Source organism: Klebsiella sp. KE9456, from assembly GCF_043832615.1.
GTDB classification, from domain to species: domain Bacteria; phylum Pseudomonadota; class Gammaproteobacteria; order Enterobacterales; family Enterobacteriaceae; genus Klebsiella; species Klebsiella indica.
The window spans coordinates 76774-93851 of the sequence record NZ_JBDYQK010000021.1 but is presented as its reverse complement, the minus strand read 5'-3'; the positions used below and the strand labels follow the sequence as shown (position 1 = coordinate 93851).

Here is a 17078-nt window from a genome sequence, read left to right as displayed (position 1 = left end):
CCCCCTGCCCGTTCACACGCTGTGGATATAACGAATATCCGCGTATTTATAGTGAACGGAACAGGCCACGGAATCTGAATGGGCGAAAATGAAAAATGCGCCATTTTCGCCAGAACCACCGATTAACGGAACCGCGCAGCCAGCCATAAACACGGCTGACCGCCCTCTGACTGACCAGCATCAGGATCATTGCCTGATTTTAAGCTATTCAATCCAGTATCAAAAACAGGTTAATTTTGAGACTGTTATTCCAGCGTATTCTTATAGATGACCCCATCCTTCACTATCAGCTTAAAAGCCTGTTCAGGTTGTGCAATCAGTTGAATATCGTTCAAAGGATCGCCATCAACAAGGAGCAGATCCGCCAGCGCACCCGCTTCTACCACTCCCAGTTTTCCCGGATACGGGTTGCGAGGGCCAGACATGGCACACAGTTCAGCATTGACGCTAGTGGCCATTTTCAAAATTTCCAGAGGGGTATACCAGCGGATAAGCTTAGCCAACTGTGCCCCCTGCCGCGTCGCCAGACGAGCATCAAACAACGTGTCCGTGCCCCAGGCCGTTTTAATGTTATGCTTCTTCGCCAGTTGATAAGCCGTATCGGTGCCAGCCGACATCAACAATTGCTTGGCCCGCGAGGCGGGGGTAGCCATAGGAACGGCATCCTCATCATCAAGGAAAGGTTGCAGGCACCACCATAGCTTTTTCTCAGCCATGAGCCGCACAGTTTTCTCGTCAACCAGTTGCCCATGTTCGATACACTTCACGCCTCCTTCAATCGCCATCGTGACAGCACGCGCGGTATAGGCATGAACGGTAACATAGGTTCCCCAGTTTTCAGCTGCCGTTACCGCAGCCTGGATTTCGGGCACAGAGCCCTCGGTAACATCAATACCGTCATACATCGACGCCACGCCGCCGCCCGCCATAAATTTGACCTGCGATGCGCCACGCATCAGTTGTTCCCTGGCGCGTAACAACACCTGATCCGGACCATCTGCAATCGCGGTAATGCCGACGCGTTCGATATAACTTAAATTATCAGCAGGCGCGCGAGGAATGTCACTCAGCATACGAAAGTCGCCATGACCGCCAGTTTGCGAGATAAAAGCGCCCGATGGATAAATACGTGGACCGCTGGTGATTTGCTCATCAATGGCGCGTTTAAGGCCGAATACCGGGCCGCCCATATCACGTACTGTCGTAAAACCACGCAGCAATGTCGCCTGTGCCTCGGCAATTGCCAGCGCCTGTATATAATTAAAATCAGACGTCATGGCTGTCATCATCGACGGTCGCGCCATGATCGCGTGCCAATGGGCGTCAATCAACCCCGGCATCAGTACGCCGCCCTTCCCGTCGATAATCACGGCTTCGTCAGGAAAAGCCTGACCTTCCGCCTCAATCGCCTTAATGAGATGTCCTTCGACAATCACCTGCAGGCCATCACGCAGATGATCCGATATACCGTCAAAAATACGGACATTGGTAAATACTTTTACATGAGACGCATTCGCCGTTGCGGTGCCATGCGGTGAGTTCTTTCCAGGAAGCGCTGAAGCCACGGTTGCAGGCGTGATCGGCGGCGCTTTTGCCGCTTCCCGGGTTAACACCGTATTTATCCGAACAAAGGCGGGACTATGGCAGAGACAGGCTTCGGCATGCTCAGGGGGATTCTCACGGATTTGAATTTTATGCTGCATAGAATAAGACTCCATACTTTGCCGGGACATAAACTGTATACCCGGAAAAATTTATGAACTTTATAATTTTTATATTAAATACATTCAGCCCAAAGATATCTTTATGCCCTAAATAATTCGGGTCGCTGGACGAAACGGCTACTCGCTTTTCACTGCGCTTGCGCCGACTCCGAAGAAGTGAGGCCAAAGGCCAAATCACATGGCAAGAGAGTAAATCCCAGGAGTATCAATAGCGAGGTGACTGGGGTGAACACAAATCTGTCAGTCACCGATTTAAACACCGTAAGGCGGCAGCCCGCCGGGGGCGTCCTATGGATGAATCGAACACGCCACGGCCAACGTCCCCGTCACTTGACGTATGAAGAAAACAGATAATCTTACACAACGTATTTAAATCGCGGATAAATACATTTAAAAAATATACACCAGCCCTGTCGAAAATAATATTGAAAGTATCGTAGCAATTAACCCAGGAATAACAAATGGATGATCGATAATCCGATGCCCTATGCGAGTACATCCCGTGTCATCCATAGCGACGGCAGCCAATAACGTTGGATAATTTGGTAGAATAAAAAGCGAGGCAGTAGCCGGAAAACAAGCAATTAATGTAGTTGGCGCAATGCCTATGCTTAATGCCATCGGAAATAAAATTTTCGTTGATGCCGCCTGAGAATAAAGAAAGCAGGATACCAACATAATAATTATTGCCAGTGTCAGCGGCGAGTCTGACAGATACTCGAACACCATATTTTGCAACCAAACTTTATTGCTATCCATAAATGTAGATCCTAACCAGGCAACGCCCAGTATACAGATACAGGAAGTCATTCCCGTTTTAAATACCGTCGTCGAAGGAATATTATGGACATTCACACGACAAAATAAGACAATTAAAAGTGCGACCGCCATCATAACGGAAATACGTACCTGCCCGCTGTTGAGTACAGGATGTTGTATAAAACCAATTCTTGGGCTACTCATGATGGCGTACAAAAGCACTGCAATCAGACCAATAATAAAGAACAGTACGGAACGTTTCGCCTCTGGCGGGACAGTAATTTTATTATCTGTCGATTGAGAATATACTGCAGTGAGGGGTAACTTGTCTGTTTGCCGGGCACGATCCCAGAACAAATAAAATACAGATGTACACATCAATGCCAGAAATGTTGAGGGTATCGTCACTGAAATAAGCTCCAGATACCCCCAGCCTTGGTTATTTTTCTCCAGTATTCCTGAGAAAAAAATGACTGCTGCGGAGATTGGCGAGGCGACAATCCCCAAAAGAGAAGCGGCTACCGAAATAGCCAGGGCTCTTGTTGGGCGAAGTTGATTATCTTTAGCCACACCCACAATCACCGGCATGCATGCAAATGAAACCTGGCCGGTACTCGCCATCATTGTCAACAACCACGTGGACAAAGGTGCAGTAATGACAAGCAAACGAGGATAACTACGTAACATCCTTTCGGTTAACCTGACCAGATAGTCTATGCCTCCGGCCTCCTGCATGGCAGAAATGGCGATAATGACCACCATGATAAAAACAATGACCAGCATCGGTAGATCGCCCGGTGTTGCGCCCATCATGCACAATACGATGACACCGGCACCACCGGAAAATCCCACCCCAATTCCGCCTACCCGCATGCCAAGGAAAATAAATAACAGAACGACGAAAAATTGCAGCAATATCATGTGTGTATCCTCCACTGGTGGGATGTTTCCTTTTGCTGTAGCCGGGTTATATCAGGAACCTCCCGATATTGCCGCGACGGAGGTCGCTATGTTCTCGCTATCCTCGCTTATTACCGGATTCATCAAACAACCTATCTGCGATATTTCGACCTCAACCATATCGCCAGGCCACAGGTAAAGTGGTGGATGTCGTTTTTTCCCAACCCCGCCAGGAGAACCAGTCAGAATGACATCACCGGGAGAAAGTGCACTGAATGTACTGATATAAGAGATTAATTTAGCAATTTTATGGATCATGTTATAAGTATTATCACGCTGAACTTCCCGACCATTAAGGCGTGTAACAATTTCCAGGTTTTGCGGATCGGATATTTCATCAGTCGTAACCAGCCACGGTCCAAATCCCCCCGTTGAAGGCCAGTTTTTCCCGGCGGTAAACCAGGTGTGCTGCCAGTCCCTGACGGAGCCATCCATATAACAACTGTATCCGGCAATATACTGAAGCGCCTGTTCCTCCGGAATATGTGAGCCGTAACGGCCTATCACCAACGCCAGCTCTCCTTCATAGTCGAACTCGTTACTATCCGAAGGTTTAACTAAACCGCACAAATGCCCTGTTTGCGTATCGGCAAAACGAATAAACAGCGTAGGATCCGGATCCTGCTCGTTAAATTCAACTCTTTTTTCCTGATAATTCATACCAGCACAAATAATTTTATTAGGCCGGGTTATAACAGGTAAAAAGGTGACCTGATTAATCTGATAGTCCGCCTTCTTACCCAATAAAATATTATTTTTTAGCTTATTAACATTGGGAAGAAAAGCGCGAAGATCGGGACACTCCGGGAAGAATGACTGTAGATCTATTATCCCATCGGGTGCGACCAGGCCATATTTTTCATTTCCGTCAACAGAAAAACTCAGTAGTTTCATTATTCACCTTCAATCTTCAGTCAGAAATATCACTCCTGAACTGTTGAGACAAAGAGTCTTGTGACTCCTGATTTGTACACGTGGATACGCGCGTTTATGGCGAAAGTTCTTCCAGAATTGCCCCACGGGTTTCAATACCAAAACTCATCGTAATGAGTCCGCCAATCAGTGCCATCGCGGCAAACAAAAAGAAGACATATTCAACCCCTGCGCCTGCGACAATCAACCCAACCAGCAGCGTTCCCAGAGACGATCCCGCTCTCAGCCAGGCGCTACCAAAACCCGTTCCTATCGCCCGTAGTCGTGTCGGGTAAAGTTCAGCAGAATAGAGATAAAGAGAGAAGGTGACGGTTTGCATCACGGCATAAGCGATACTGGCAAAAATAAGCACCATCACCGCACTGGATGCCCCACTTTCCCCCAGAATCAGTAACGCCAGGGATGACAGAATAAAAGCGGTTCCGTACCAGCGTTTTCTGCCCGTTTTGTCAATAAGCAGCGCACAGGCCAGGGATGCGGCGACCCCCGCAGCGGATGTTATCCAGCCATATGCAAGGCTGAGTGAGACTGAAAGATGGAATGCGCTACGATAAAGCGTTGGCAGCCAGGTTATCATGCCGTTATTGACCATATAAGCGCTTATCCATAGCCCCCAGAGCATCAGCGTACGCTTGAGATAAATACCTGAAAACAGTTCACGCCATCCATTTGCCGTCTGAGGAGGGGCCTTAAACGTCTTCACTACGGGCTCTTCAAGGCTACCGCCCCGGCGGATAACCTCATTTTCCAGACTGGAGACGATACGGTTCGCATCTTCCAGGCGTCCTTTGCTAATCAACCAGCGGGGAGATTCCGGCATCAACCAGCGCAGAGGGGCGGCAATCATTGGCGGGATAAGCCCCACCCAGAACATCGCTTTCCAGCCATACTCCGGAACCAGAAAATAACCAATAATACCGGCGAACATCAGTCCCACCGGGAAAATGACTTCGTATAACAGAAAGAAACGACCGCGTTTACGGGAACCAATAAACTCGTTGATATAAGCGCTGGCAACGGGAACCTCCGCACCAATACCGATGCCCTGTAAAAAGCGGATGAGCAATAACGACCATCCATTCCAGGCAAACAGACACGCTGCGCTCATGGTGACAAATATGATTATGGTTATTTTCAGGACCGTCAGACGTCCCTTTTTCTCTGCCAGTGAACCGAAGAATACCGCACCAAAAAGTTGGCCGACATAACTCGCCGCGATAATAAGCCCGACAAACAGCGGCGTCAGGCTCCATTCACTGATTAGTTCTGGCATAGCAAAAGCAATAGCCAGAACGGTGTAGGAATCAAAAAAAGTGGAAATACCTGTTACCAGGCGGATAAATATTAATTTTCGGGTAACAGGAATACGTTCTATACGTGCAACCAGTTCAGCTGAGTTTGTTGTTATACTGGTTGCAGCGTTACTGGCATTCAGAACTAATGTAGTCATGGTATACCATTCCTGAATGGACGGGAGCGGCAGGAGCATTGCTCTCCCGGTTATACAGTAATATTGTCTGAAAATTATTTATTGTTTGTCTGCGGAACCTGGCAATCAAAAATAACACTGCCACCTTAATCGGAAAATAGTGACAGTCACAGGCAAGTGATATTTGAGAACAGAATAACTATCTTAAGAAAGCAGCATCTATCCGCGATGCAGAGATGCTGCCCTTCTTAATAAGTCTTGTTATTTAGTTACGCGGCCCAGTTCAGCAGCACGAATAGCTGCATGAATTTCTTCTTCTGCACCGTGTTCAAGCGGTAACAGAGGAGAACGTACTGTCGCATGTTCCAGAATACCACGGGCAACCAACGCGTGTTTCAGAGCCACGGTACCTTCCATATGGGAACCACGGTGGTAAACGCTTTTGGTTACAGGCATCAGGCGGTCATGTACTTCGCGAGCTTTTTTGTAATCCCCGGCTTTACCCGCATTAATCATTTCAAGCAGTTCTACCGGCGCAATGTTGCCATAACCGACCAGGAAACCGTCTACGTCAAATGCAGTGTGCAACAGGTATTCATCGTGGCAGCTCAGGATCTGCAGGTCAGGACGTTCACGACGGATAACAGGAATCTCAGTGTCCCAACGGCGCATATTACGCACACCATTCTTCATCGCGAAGACACCTGGCTGTGCTGAAATATCCAGCATGGTTTTCAGGTTGTAGGTGGCTTTGGTGACATCCGGATACTGGAACAGGATAAGCGGCAGGCCACTTTCTTCATAGACCACACGATAACGGTCCTGCGGGGCACCGTCCTGATAGCCGAAGCGTAACCAGCCGTGGGACGGATAGAGCAGACCAGCGGAAGCGCCCGCGGCAACGGCCCGTTTGGCTTCAAGGGCTGCAACCTCAGTGCCTTCACCGGTGATACCAGCAATAATAGGCAGTTTGCCGTCTACCGATTTTACAAAAGCGCGGATAACTGCAGCCTGTTCGTCCTGCGTGAGGAAGGTACCTTCACCGGCATGGCCAAGCACAACCAGACCTTTAACACCGTCAATACTGCCCAGCCAGCTTCCCAGACGCTGAATCGCGTCAAAATCAATGCTGCCATCACGGTTAAATGGGGTAACCGGTGCCGGGGTCAAACCTCTCAGGTCGATATTAATCATGACTGTCTCCTTGGTGGACAATAGTCGCTTTCAGCGATGGGTTTTGAAATGATATGAAATCGTTTCTGCAATCGTTTTCACGTGATTAAATTTGGACCTGGCTGGTGAGCAAGTCAACAGGGGTATAATGAGAAATGAAATTGAGGTCACAAAAACAAAGGGGTTATGCCGTATTTATGAGACATATATCGCAAATTACTCGCCGTCATGTCGACCGGGACACCAGTACGGCGAGCAAGGATTAGCGAGGAGAAGACGTGGACTTACGAGGAATGAGGGTTGGACTAACAGTTCGAATCAGGCGGTTTTCATCTGCATTAAGAAGCATGTCAACGGCGTTTGCAGCAATATGTTCAAGCGGCGTACGGACCGACGTCAGGGCGACCGGTAGCCGACTGACCAGTGGAATATCGTTGTATCCTACGAGGGACAAATCCTGCCCGATGACCATTCCCCGGTGGTGCGCTGCAGCCACAATCCCGATAGCCAATTCATCATTGACAGCAAAAATAGCCGTTGGCGGCGTAGAGGAGTTCAATATCTTCATACCGGCCTCCTCTCCGGAACGAATATCAAAGTCTGATGAAGAGCACCAGGAAGGATTAATTTCTAACCCGGCTTCGCTCATTGCCCGTTCAAACCCTTTTCTTCGGTTAAGAGCATTCGATGCAAAATCAGGCCCACCGACCAGACCAATATTTTTGTGCCCCAAATCAATAAGATGACGTGTTGCAAGATACCCCCCCAGTTCATCGTCACTGACTGAAGACAAACTGATTCCGTCAGTTCTTAATACCAGGACGTGCGGTACATCTCTTTTACGCAATTCCCTGGGAAGCGGATCATCAAGCCGGCACGTGGACATAATTAACCCATCCACTCTTCTGTCAAGTAGTGACTCAACTGACTTGCGTTCTTCCAGAGGATCGTCTCCACATGTTGCGACGATCGCAAAATATCCTCGGCGCGCGGCCGCTCTGGCGATTTCCTCAAACAGCATGGCGGTTACCGCATCGGTCAGACGTGGCACAAGCACCCCGAGGGTACCGGTTCCCCCCCGGCGAAGACTGGATGCGACATAGTCGCGTCGATATCCAAGCTCTCGTGCTACCTGACGAACTTTCTCTGCGGATGCGCTTTTTGAGGGAGGGAGCCTTTCATCCAGAATGCGGGAAACCGTCGACACACTCACTCCGGCCGCATTCGCTACGTCACGCATGGTTATCAGTCTTTTTTCCATCTGATCATTTTCTGTATTTTCCTGACCCATGTCTGACTCCGGATATTAAAAATTGATAAAAGTTTCGTTCGCCACAGCTCAAGGGGCACATGGCATCATAGCGGAATGGTACGGTAAATTTCCGTATCCCAAAAGAAAAGGGTTTGTTTTATGTCATCTTACCTGTCTTTAACAGCATGCTTGTCATTACTGGCCTCAGAAGAAAACATTTAATTAACATTTTTATATTCACTGTCAGACTTTCTGATTAGTGTCACATTTTTCCATTTGATTATGCTTGTTATGTGAGCAGGTTAACAATTGTACACCAGCCAGAATTGACTGCACCTGGAATTATGCCAACCATTATCGCGAAGTGAAAACGATTGCAGAAACGTTATCACATTATTTTGTTGAAGCCGATTTGTACCCAGTACCGCAAGTGATCGCCTGCCAGTCTGCTGGTCCGCGGTCAGTAATCTTGCATGTATACCCAAAAACTCAATCAACAGGGTGTCAATATGTCAACTCAGGTTATTACTTCTGGTAATGTCATGACCAGTAACACCGGGATGAAGTCGTCGGAGTTACTGGCAAGGCTCGAAAGGTTGCCCATCACACGTCGACTTCTTGCTATCCGTGTGGTGGTGGGATTGTCTACGTTCTTTGATGCATACACCATCATTGCTATTGCCTTTGCGCTCCCTCAACTCACTCAGGAATGGGGACTCACGCCAACATTCGTTGGTCTCATCATTGCGGCCAGTTATGTGGGTCAACTTTGTGGCGCCTTATTCTTCGGTTCACTGGCGGAAAAGATAGGCCGTATTGGTGTATTACGTATCACTATTATTATGTTTGTCGTCATGGATGCAGCTTGCTTATTTGCATGGAACGGGTGGTCTATTCTTGTCATTCGTTTCCTGCAGGGGCTGGGAATCGGGGCGGAGGTCCCTGTCGCCAGCGCTTATATCAACGAATTTGTTGGTGCAAAAAAACGCGGCCGCTTTTTCTTGTTGTACGAAGTTATCTTCCCAATAGGAATGATGTTTGCTGGTCTCATAGGGTTTTTCCTTGTCCCGATTTATGGCTGGAAGGTGATGTTTTTAATCGGGTTGGTTCCGTCTGCACTGACGGTCCCTCTGCGCTGGTTAATGCCGGAATCGCCCCGCTGGCTGGAATCTAAAGGTCGCCGACAGGAGGCGGAGAAAGTCGTCGCCAAATTTGAAGCTGAAGCTATTCGTCGTGGTATGGAATTGCCTGAGCCAATAATTAAGCCTGTTATTGTGCAACAAACATCAACTAGCGGAGTAAAAGAACTCTTCTCAGGTATGTATAAATCCCGGACATTTATGCTGTGGGGACTTTGGTTGACCGTTTATACCGTGAATAACGGGATGATCACCTGGTTTCCGACAATGTATAAAACCTGGTTTCACCTGCCTCTGGGGACGAGCCTGGCATATGGATGGATTACGTCCTCCTGCGGGGTTGTTGCTTCCATAATTTGTGCTCTTCTGATTGATAAAGTAGGCCGCAAACGTTGGTATTCCTGGGCATTTTTACTGGCTATCGTGCCGCTCATCACGTTGTGCACATTGGGCGCCAAATCTGCGACTGAAGTCTTGATTTTCGGCAGTATGACATACGCTATCCTGCAAACAATTGCATTTTCTCTGTATCTCTACTCAGCGGAACTCTACCCAACCCGACTGCGTGCGATAGGAACAGCATTCTCCAGCGCCTGGCTACGAGCCGGTTCTTCTATCGGACCATTGCTCGTTGGTTTCATTGTCTCTGGATTTGGTGTTCGCTTTGTCTTTATTGTGTTTGCCGTTATCGCCCTGATTGGCGGGCTCATAACACTTCTTTTTGCCATTGAGACAAAAGGGAAATCACTGGAGGAACTGTCGCCTTAGTTAAAACAGGTCTGTCAAACAGACCTTATTTTTAATAATTAAAAGTTTATTTCCAGGCCCTCTCCATAATTTATATTCAGGTTTTTCATAAACCAGCTCATAAATTAATTCTGGAGAGGATGATTTTGTCCAATCTATAAGCACCCTGAAATTCTCAGGCCCGGGACAATAAAATGAAATATACAAGGCAAGGTTTGTGTTATTTACTGATGACAGCATGTGTGTCTATCCCTTTACACGCTGCCGAACAACCATTTTCAGCTAACGGGAAATATATGTCAGGCGACTGGGGAGGGCTCAGAAGCGATCTCAAGAAAAAAGGGTACAACTTTACATTAGAATACGGTTCAATAGTCGCGACTAATGTCGCCGGTGGCTATAACAGAAATAAGACAGCCCGCTATAGCGATCAATATACTATTGGCTTCGATTTAGATCTGGAAAAGATCGCCGGTATTACCGATGGTGAATTTAAAGCATCGGTAGTCGATCGTAATGGACGCGATTTGACGAAAGACAGGATTCAGGATCCCCGAGCTCCCATTATTGGTTCAACCGTTAACAGTAACTACGGACGGGGACAAACATGGCATGCTGCCCAATTTTGGTATCGCCAGTCATGGCTGGATAAAATGTTTGATCTCAAAATCGGGCTGATGCCAGTCGGTGAAGATTTTGACAATATTGGTTGTAACTTCCAGAACCTGGCGTTGTGTGGTTCCCTTGCAGGACATGGCGCCGGAGTCTGGTATAACACCCCGATTGGGCAATGGGGAACTCGCATTCGTTATAATATAACACCACAGGTTTATTTTCAGGTTGGTGCATTTATGTATAACCCCAATTATGCGACGCGCAGTGGCAGTTTCAAGTTAGATAATACGGGGCGTACAGGGAATATGTATCTGGCTGAAATGGGGGGCACGCCGACTTTTGGCCAGAATAAACTCCCGGGAAGCTGGAAAATAGGCGCATGGTATAATACCGCAGATGCTAAAGATGTACTCAATGACAGCGATGGTAACGCCTATGTTCTGAGTAAACACACCGCTGAGGTTCACGACGGCCGTTATGGTGGATGGATCTATTTACAGCAACAGATTACTGCCGCAGCAGATAATCCAAAACGTGGATTAGCGCTATTCGGGCATCTGGCTATGAACGACCGCGACACCGCGACAATGGATTACCAAACCCAGATTGGTGCCATTTATAAAGGCCCCTTTGCCAGCCGTGCCCAGGATTCTATAGGACTGGGGTTCAGTAAAATGCATGTAAACAGTAAAGTTGCCGAGCGAGCCCGGTTATCAAATCAGCTTAAAGGTATCGACGATTATGATAATCCATCGTGGACTCCTGTTCGCGGTTCGGAATATGTTGCAGAATTGAATTATAACTATGTTGTAACTCCATGGCTTAAACTTCGCCCCAATGTCCAGCTATTGATTCATCCGGGTGGAGTCAGTGAAATAAAAAATGCGTGGGTTTTCGGTAGTCAGATTAGTATTAGCCTGTAATTAAATATTCAAACTGAAAAGTTATTATGACTCTTCACAAAAGCAGCAACCATCACAGAGCTATTTAAGATCATCTGCACATCACTGCGCGATGTTTCCATCCGGGGACGGTCTGTGTAACGCCTTATTGACCGTCCCTTCACTCAACGGCTTTAATCAGTAAATCAGCCTCTGGTTGTGAGAGCGGCTAAACAGCACTTATCTCAAATAGCGAAAAGATATTCTTCAAGCCTATTCAGAATACGTTCGCGGTGCAACGCTGCATATTTCTTTCTTCCCGCGAGCCTGTCTCTGACGGCTGCTTCAAATGCTTTCTCTGCATCTCGCTCCTGGGATTTTACCATCTCGTTATGCTCTTTTAGCCCTTTGCAGAAATCAGCTTTTGTTCGCTTAAGTTCATCACAGCATTCTGGGGAGAGTGTAAATCGGGGAGCAAGGCGCAGTTACGTGAATTTCAGATACAAAAATGGACGTCAGTTGACGTCCATTTTTTAAATATTGGTACCGAGGACGGGACTTGAACCCGTAAGCCCAATCGGGCACTACCACCTCAAGGTAGCGTGTCTACCAATTCCACCACCTCGGCACGGATACGACTTATTAGTGCGGGATATCGCTGCTCGGCTGTGCCGGCGCTGTCGGCTGAGTTTGCTCGGTTTTCGGCGCGCTCAGGTTATCCCACTCACTTCCTTTATTGGTTTTATTGCTGTTGATATTGCCCAGCGCCAGACTGATGATGAAGAACAGCGCAGCCAGGATACCTGTCATACGGGTCATAAAATTACCCGAACCACTGGAACCAAATAATGTGCCAGAAGCGCCTGCTCCGAAGGAGGCTCCCATATCAGCGCCTTTACCTTGCTGCAGCATAATCAGACCAACAAGGCCTATCGCCACAATAAGGAAAACAACTAAAAGAGCTTCGTACATAATCAACCTGTTCCTTGCGGATTCGCCGCATGCCAAGTGCTTCAACCAATAAAGCGGGACGTTTTAACGTTTCCCACTGAAGCGGGTGTGAATACTAACCAAAGCGAATGACCTTCGCAAGGGCAATTTCAGTCCATTGTATCAAGTGCGGAAAAAAACAGCAAAAATCGATTATTTGTCGATTAAAAAGGCGACAAGCATCGCCTTTTTAATCACTTAGCGGGATGAATTAAACGCTTTTCACGGCATCGGCGATGCGATGGGCGAATTCATGGACCTGTTCTTCATGCTCGCCTTCCACCATAACGCGAATCAGCGGCTCAGTTCCTGATTTACGCAGTAACACTCGCCCCCGATTCCCCAACGCAGTTTCAACTTCCGCCGTGACGGCCTTCACATGTTCATGTTCCAGCGGATCGCCGCTTCCCTCGGTAAAGCGAACGTTGACCAGAATCTGCGGAAACATTTTCATCCCACTGCATAAATCCTGCAGGTTCATATGATTCCGCGCCATCGCGGCCACCACCTGCAGGCTGGCGACAATCCCATCGCCAGTGGTGGTTTTGTCCAGTAAGATCACATGACCGGAATTTTCTGCGCCGATCCGCCAGCCTTTCTCCTGGAGCTTCTCCAGAACATAACGGTCACCAACTTTGGCACGGACAAAAGGAATACCCAATTGTTTGAGCGCCAGCTCCAGACCCATGTTGCTCATCAGTGTGCCAACGGCCCCACCGCGCAACTGTCCCTGGCGTAGCCCCTCACGGGCAATAATATAGAGGATCTGGTCGCCATCAACTTTGTTGCCCTCATGGTCAACCATAATAACCCGATCGCCATCGCCGTCGTAGGCGATCCCCAGGTCAGCTTTTTCCGCCAGTACCCGGGCCTGCAGAGCACGAACGTCGGTCGCACCAACTTCTTCATTAATGTTGAGACCATCGGGCTCGCAGCCCATCGTAATAACCTGCGCCCCCAGTTCGCGGAAAACGCTTGGCGCAATATGATAAGTTGCCCCATGAGCACAATCGACCACGACTTTCAGCGCATTGAGACTCAGTTCATTCGGGAAAGTGCCTTTGCAAAACTCAATATAGCGACCTGCCGCATCCACAATGCGGCTGGCTTTACCCAGTTCCGCGGAATCAACGCAGGTAAGCGCTTTTTCCATTTCGGCTTCAATGGCCTCTTCAACTTCATCCGGCAATTTAGTGCCTTCAATAGAGAAGAATTTAATGCCATTGTCATAAAAGGGATTATGGGAAGCAGAAATCACAATCCCGGCTTCAGCGCGGAACGTACGAGTCAGATAAGCGATTGCCGGAGTCGGCATTGGCCCGGTAAAAGAGGCTGATAACCCCGCGGCAGCGAGACCGGCCTCAAGCGCGGACTCCAGCATATAGCCGGAAATACGCGTATCTTTACCAATAATAATTTTACGCGACCCATGGCGCGCCAGGACCTTACCAGCCGCCCAACCCAGCTTCAATACAAATTCTGGCGTAATGGGCGCATCACCCACCCGGCCACGAATACCATCAGTCCCAAAATATTTACGGTTACTCATAACGTTTATTTTCCTTAGCGGCCAGAGTCGCTTCCACCACGCGCAGCGCTTCTACCGTTTCTTTAACATCATGGACGCGAATAATCTGCGCGCCCTGCATTGCAGCAATGACTGCGCAGGCCAGGCTACCATTCAGGCGCTCCGTCGGCCCGACGTTAAGCAACTGACCCACCATCGACTTACGCGACATACCGACCAGCAGCGGAAGACCGAAATGGTGAAATTTGCCAAGCTGTGCAAGCAATTCATAATTATGGGAAAGATTTTTACCGAAACCGAACCCCGGGTCGAGCAACAATTTCTCTTTTGCGATGCCTGCCCGTTCGCATCGCGCAATATGGTCGACAAAAAACCTCTCGACATCCGCAACCACATCGGTATACCTCGGTGCCTCCTGCATCGTTTTCGGCTGCCCTTGCATATGCATCAGGCATACAGGTAAGTCGGTTTCAGCCGCGGCTTCCAGCGCGCCCGGCTCAGTAAGCGAACGGATATCATTGATAATATGCGCTCCGACCCGCGCTGATTCGCGGATGACCTCTGGTTTTGAGGTATCTACGGAAATCCACACTTCAAAACGCTGCGCAATCGCTTCTACCGTCGGGATCACCCGCGCCAGTTCCTCCTCAACGCTAACATCCTCTGCCCCCGGGCGCGTCGATTCCCCGCCGATATCGATGATAGTCGCCCCGGCATTGATCATCAGGTTGGCATGTTTAACGGCGTCTACCAGCGTATTGTGAGCCCCGCCGTCAGAAAACGAATCCGGCGTAACGTTAAGAATACCCATCACATGTGGGTGAGAGAGATCGAGGGTTGAGCCCTGGGCTACGAGTTTCATCACTAAATCCCTGAGTCAGAGAAAGATTGAAAAAGAAAAACCCCGGAGCAAGCGCCCTGGGGTTTTAGAAAAATACAACAGCATCAACAACGGCTAACTTATTTGTCGCCCAGTTGTTCTGACATAGTATTACCCGGGTTTGGCGTACGCGGTTCATCGACCGGACGCGGCGCACTCGGCGTACCATTATTGCCAGAATTATTGGTCGAGCCCGGTTCTTCCCAGCCAGCAGGCGGGCGAACGTCGCGTCGTGCCATCAGGTCATCAATCTGCGGCGCATCAATGGTCTCATACTTCATGAGCGCATCTTTCATCGCGTGCAGGATGTCCATGTTGTCGTTCAGCAACTGACGCGCACGATTGTAGTTACGCTCAATCAGGGATTTTACTTCCTGGTCGATAATACGCGCCGTTTCATCAGACATATGCTTCGCTTTCGCGACGCTGCGGCCCAGGAACACTTCCCCCTCTTCCTCTGCATACAGCAGCGGACCGAGTTTGTCGGAGAAGCCCCACTGAGTGACCATGTTACGCGCCAGGTTAGTCGCGACTTTAATGTCGTTCGACGCACCGGTAGAAACATGCTCTACGCCGTAAATGATCTCTTCCGCCAGACGACCGCCGTACAGCGTGGAGATCTGGCTTTCCAGTTTCTGACGGCTGGCGCTGATTGCGTCGCCTTCAGGCAAGAAGAAGGTCACACCCAATGCCCGACCACGCGGAATAATCGTTACTTTGTGTACCGGATCGTGTTCCGGTACCAGGCGGCCAATAATCGCATGGCCTGCTTCGTGGTAAGCGGTAGATTCTTTCTGCGCTTCGGTCATCACCATGGAGCGACGTTCCGCGCCCATCATGATTTTGTCTTTCGCCTTCTCGAACTCGACCATCGAAACGACACGCTTGTTGCCACGGGCGGCAAACAGCGCCGCTTCGTTCACCAGGTTCGCCAGGTCGGCGCCTGAAAAGCCTGGCGTACCGCGCGCAATAATTGCCGCATCAATATCCGGCGCCAGCGGTACGCGACGCATATGCACTTTCAGGATCTGCTCGCGACCGCGAACATCCGGCAGCCCAACCACGACCTGACGGTCGAAACGGCCAGGACGCAGCAGCGCCGGGTCAAGTACGTCCGGACGGTTAGTCGCCGCGATAACGATGATACCTTCGTTACCTTCGAAGCCGTCCATTTCAACCAGCATCTGGTTCAGCGTCTGTTCGCGTTCATCATGACCGCCGCCGAGACCCGCGCCACGCTGACGGCCGACAGCATCAATTTCATCGATGAAGATAATGCACGGTGCCGCTTTCTTGGCCTGCTCGAACATGTCACGCACACGAGATGCGCCCACACCGACGAACATTTCCACGAAGTCAGAACCGGAAATAGTAAAGAACGGGACTTTCGCTTCGCCTGCGATAGCTTTCGCCAGCAGGGTTTTACCGGTACCCGGAGGACCGACCATCAGGACGCCTTTCGGTATTTTTCCGCCCAGCTTCTGGAAACGGCTCGGTTCGCGCAGGTATTCAACCAGCTCCCCCACTTCTTCTTTCGCTTCATCGCAACCCGCGACATCAGCAAAAGTGGTTTTAATCTGATCTTCCGTCAGCATGCGCGCTTTGCTCTTACCGAACGACATGGCGCCTTTGCCACCGCCGCCCTGCATCTGGCGCATAAAGAAGATCCAGACCCCGATTAGCAACAGCATCGGGAACCAGGAAATGAAGATAGAAGCCAGCAGGCTCGGTTCTTCCGGCGGCTCGCCAACCACTTTGACGTTTTTCGTCAACAGGTTATCAAGCAGCTTCGGATCATTAACCGGAATGTAAGTCGTGTAACGGTTACTATCTTTCTTGGTAACGTTGATCTCACGTCCGTTGATACGCGCTTCGCGAACCTGGTCCTGATTGACCTCTTGCAGGAAGGTTGAATAATCTACCTTTCGGCCATTAGACTCGCTGGGCCCAAAGCTCTGGAATACTGACATCAGCACAACGGCTATGACCAGCCAGAGTATTAGGTTTTTCGCCATGTCACTCAAGGGATTAACCTCTTATTACAACTGTGTTAAAAACAGCGTCAGGA

The 17078-nt window shown here is 49.2% G+C and carries 12 protein-coding genes and 1 tRNA gene; 2 read left to right on the top strand and 11 right to left on the bottom strand.

Annotation, left to right across the window (positions count from 1 at the left end; all coding sequences use genetic code 11):
- Window positions 1-245: 245 nt before the first annotated feature.
- From ABK821_RS19865 to ABK821_RS19840, 6 genes are all read right to left on the bottom strand, one after another.
- The gene (locus ABK821_RS19865) at window positions 246-1703 is read right to left on the bottom strand and encodes an amidohydrolase family protein (protein ID WP_343178494.1); all 1458 of its coding nucleotides are present in this window, start codon (window positions 1701-1703) and stop codon (window positions 246-248) included.
- Between the two features lie 411 nt (window positions 1704-2114).
- On the bottom strand, window positions 2115-3404 hold the full coding sequence (locus ABK821_RS19860) for an anaerobic C4-dicarboxylate transporter family protein (RefSeq protein ID WP_343178493.1): 1290 nt from the start codon (window positions 3402-3404) through the stop codon (window positions 2115-2117).
- A gap of 51 nt (window positions 3405-3455) precedes the next feature.
- A complete protein-coding gene (locus ABK821_RS19855) occupies window positions 3456-4337 on the bottom strand; it encodes a fumarylacetoacetate hydrolase family protein (protein ID WP_138362948.1) in 882 nt (293 codons plus the stop codon).
- A 94-nt stretch (window positions 4338-4431) separates the two neighbouring features.
- Entirely contained in the window at window positions 4432-5826 is a 1395-nt protein-coding gene (locus tag ABK821_RS19850; protein ID WP_343178492.1) for an MFS transporter, read from the bottom strand.
- A 240-nt stretch (window positions 5827-6066) separates the two neighbouring features.
- Entirely contained in the window at window positions 6067-6999 is a 933-nt protein-coding gene (locus ABK821_RS19845; RefSeq protein WP_206665981.1) for a dihydrodipicolinate synthase family protein, read from the bottom strand.
- Between the two features lie 241 nt (window positions 7000-7240).
- Window positions 7241-8269: a LacI family DNA-binding transcriptional regulator gene (locus tag ABK821_RS19840; RefSeq protein WP_138362946.1), complete on the bottom strand. Its 1029-nt coding sequence runs from the start codon at window positions 8267-8269 to the stop codon at window positions 7241-7243.
- A 470-nt stretch (window positions 8270-8739) separates the two neighbouring features.
- On the opposite strand from ABK821_RS19840, the gene ABK821_RS19835 reads away from it, so the two are divergent.
- Both ABK821_RS19835 and ABK821_RS19830 read left to right on the top strand, forming a co-directional pair.
- Window positions 8740-10137 (top strand): MFS transporter, encoded by a 1398-nt coding sequence (locus ABK821_RS19835; RefSeq protein WP_138362955.1) that lies wholly within the window; start codon window positions 8740-8742, stop codon window positions 10135-10137.
- A gap of 209 nt (window positions 10138-10346) precedes the next feature.
- Window positions 10347-11654, top strand: a complete 1308-nt coding sequence (locus ABK821_RS19830) for a carbohydrate porin (RefSeq protein WP_138362954.1) — start codon at window positions 10347-10349, stop codon at window positions 11652-11654.
- A 499-nt stretch (window positions 11655-12153) separates the two neighbouring features.
- Here ABK821_RS19830 and ABK821_RS19825 read toward each other — a convergent pair.
- From ABK821_RS19825 to ftsH, 5 genes are all read right to left on the bottom strand, one after another.
- Window positions 12154-12240 (bottom strand) — tRNA-Leu (locus tag ABK821_RS19825).
- A gap of 14 nt (window positions 12241-12254) precedes the next feature.
- On the bottom strand, window positions 12255-12584 hold the full coding sequence (gene secG, locus ABK821_RS19820; RefSeq protein ID WP_004106103.1) for a preprotein translocase subunit SecG: 330 nt from the start codon (window positions 12582-12584) through the stop codon (window positions 12255-12257).
- Between the two features lie 229 nt (window positions 12585-12813).
- Window positions 12814-14151: a phosphoglucosamine mutase gene (gene glmM / locus ABK821_RS19815; RefSeq protein WP_138362945.1), complete on the bottom strand. Its 1338-nt coding sequence runs from the start codon at window positions 14149-14151 to the stop codon at window positions 12814-12816.
- Entirely contained in the window at window positions 14144-14992 is an 849-nt protein-coding gene (gene folP, locus ABK821_RS19810) for a dihydropteroate synthase (protein WP_138362944.1), read from the bottom strand. The genes glmM and folP overlap by 8 nt, the downstream gene beginning before the upstream one ends.
- 98 nt (window positions 14993-15090) lie before the next feature.
- Window positions 15091-17025: an ATP-dependent zinc metalloprotease FtsH gene (gene ftsH / locus ABK821_RS19805; protein ID WP_138362943.1), complete on the bottom strand. Its 1935-nt coding sequence runs from the start codon at window positions 17023-17025 to the stop codon at window positions 15091-15093.
- Window positions 17026-17078 lie beyond the last annotated feature (53 nt).

What these genes read in the sequence shown, in the direction of transcription:
- ABK821_RS19865 (WP_343178494.1), bottom strand. Translation starts at nt 1,703, where the DNA reads ATGCAGCATAAAATTCAAATCCGTGAGAATCCCCCTGAGCATGCCGAA.
- ABK821_RS19860 (WP_343178493.1), bottom strand. Translation starts at nt 3,404, where the DNA reads ATGATATTGCTGCAATTTTTCGTCGTTCTGTTATTTATTTTCCTTGGC.
- ABK821_RS19855 (WP_138362948.1), bottom strand. Translation starts at nt 4,337, where the DNA reads ATGAAACTACTGAGTTTTTCTGTTGACGGAAATGAAAAATATGGCCTG.
- ABK821_RS19850 (WP_343178492.1), bottom strand. Translation starts at nt 5,826, where the DNA reads ATGACTACATTAGTTCTGAATGCCAGTAACGCTGCAACCAGTATAACA.
- ABK821_RS19845 (WP_206665981.1), bottom strand. Translation starts at nt 6,999, where the DNA reads ATGATTAATATCGACCTGAGAGGTTTGACCCCGGCACCGGTTACCCCA.
- ABK821_RS19840 (WP_138362946.1), bottom strand. Translation starts at nt 8,269, where the DNA reads ATGGGTCAGGAAAATACAGAAAATGATCAGATGGAAAAAAGACTGATA.
- ABK821_RS19835 (WP_138362955.1), top strand. Translation starts at nt 8,740, where the DNA reads ATGTCAACTCAGGTTATTACTTCTGGTAATGTCATGACCAGTAACACC.
- ABK821_RS19830 (WP_138362954.1), top strand. Translation starts at nt 10,347, where the DNA reads ATGACAGCATGTGTGTCTATCCCTTTACACGCTGCCGAACAACCATTT.
- secG (WP_004106103.1), bottom strand. Translation starts at nt 12,584, where the DNA reads ATGTACGAAGCTCTTTTAGTTGTTTTCCTTATTGTGGCGATAGGCCTT.
- glmM (WP_138362945.1), bottom strand. Translation starts at nt 14,151, where the DNA reads ATGAGTAACCGTAAATATTTTGGGACTGATGGTATTCGTGGCCGGGTG.
- folP (WP_138362944.1), bottom strand. Translation starts at nt 14,992, where the DNA reads ATGAAACTCGTAGCCCAGGGCTCAACCCTCGATCTCTCTCACCCACAT.
- ftsH (WP_138362943.1), bottom strand. Translation starts at nt 17,025, where the DNA reads ATGGCGAAAAACCTAATACTCTGGCTGGTCATAGCCGTTGTGCTGATG.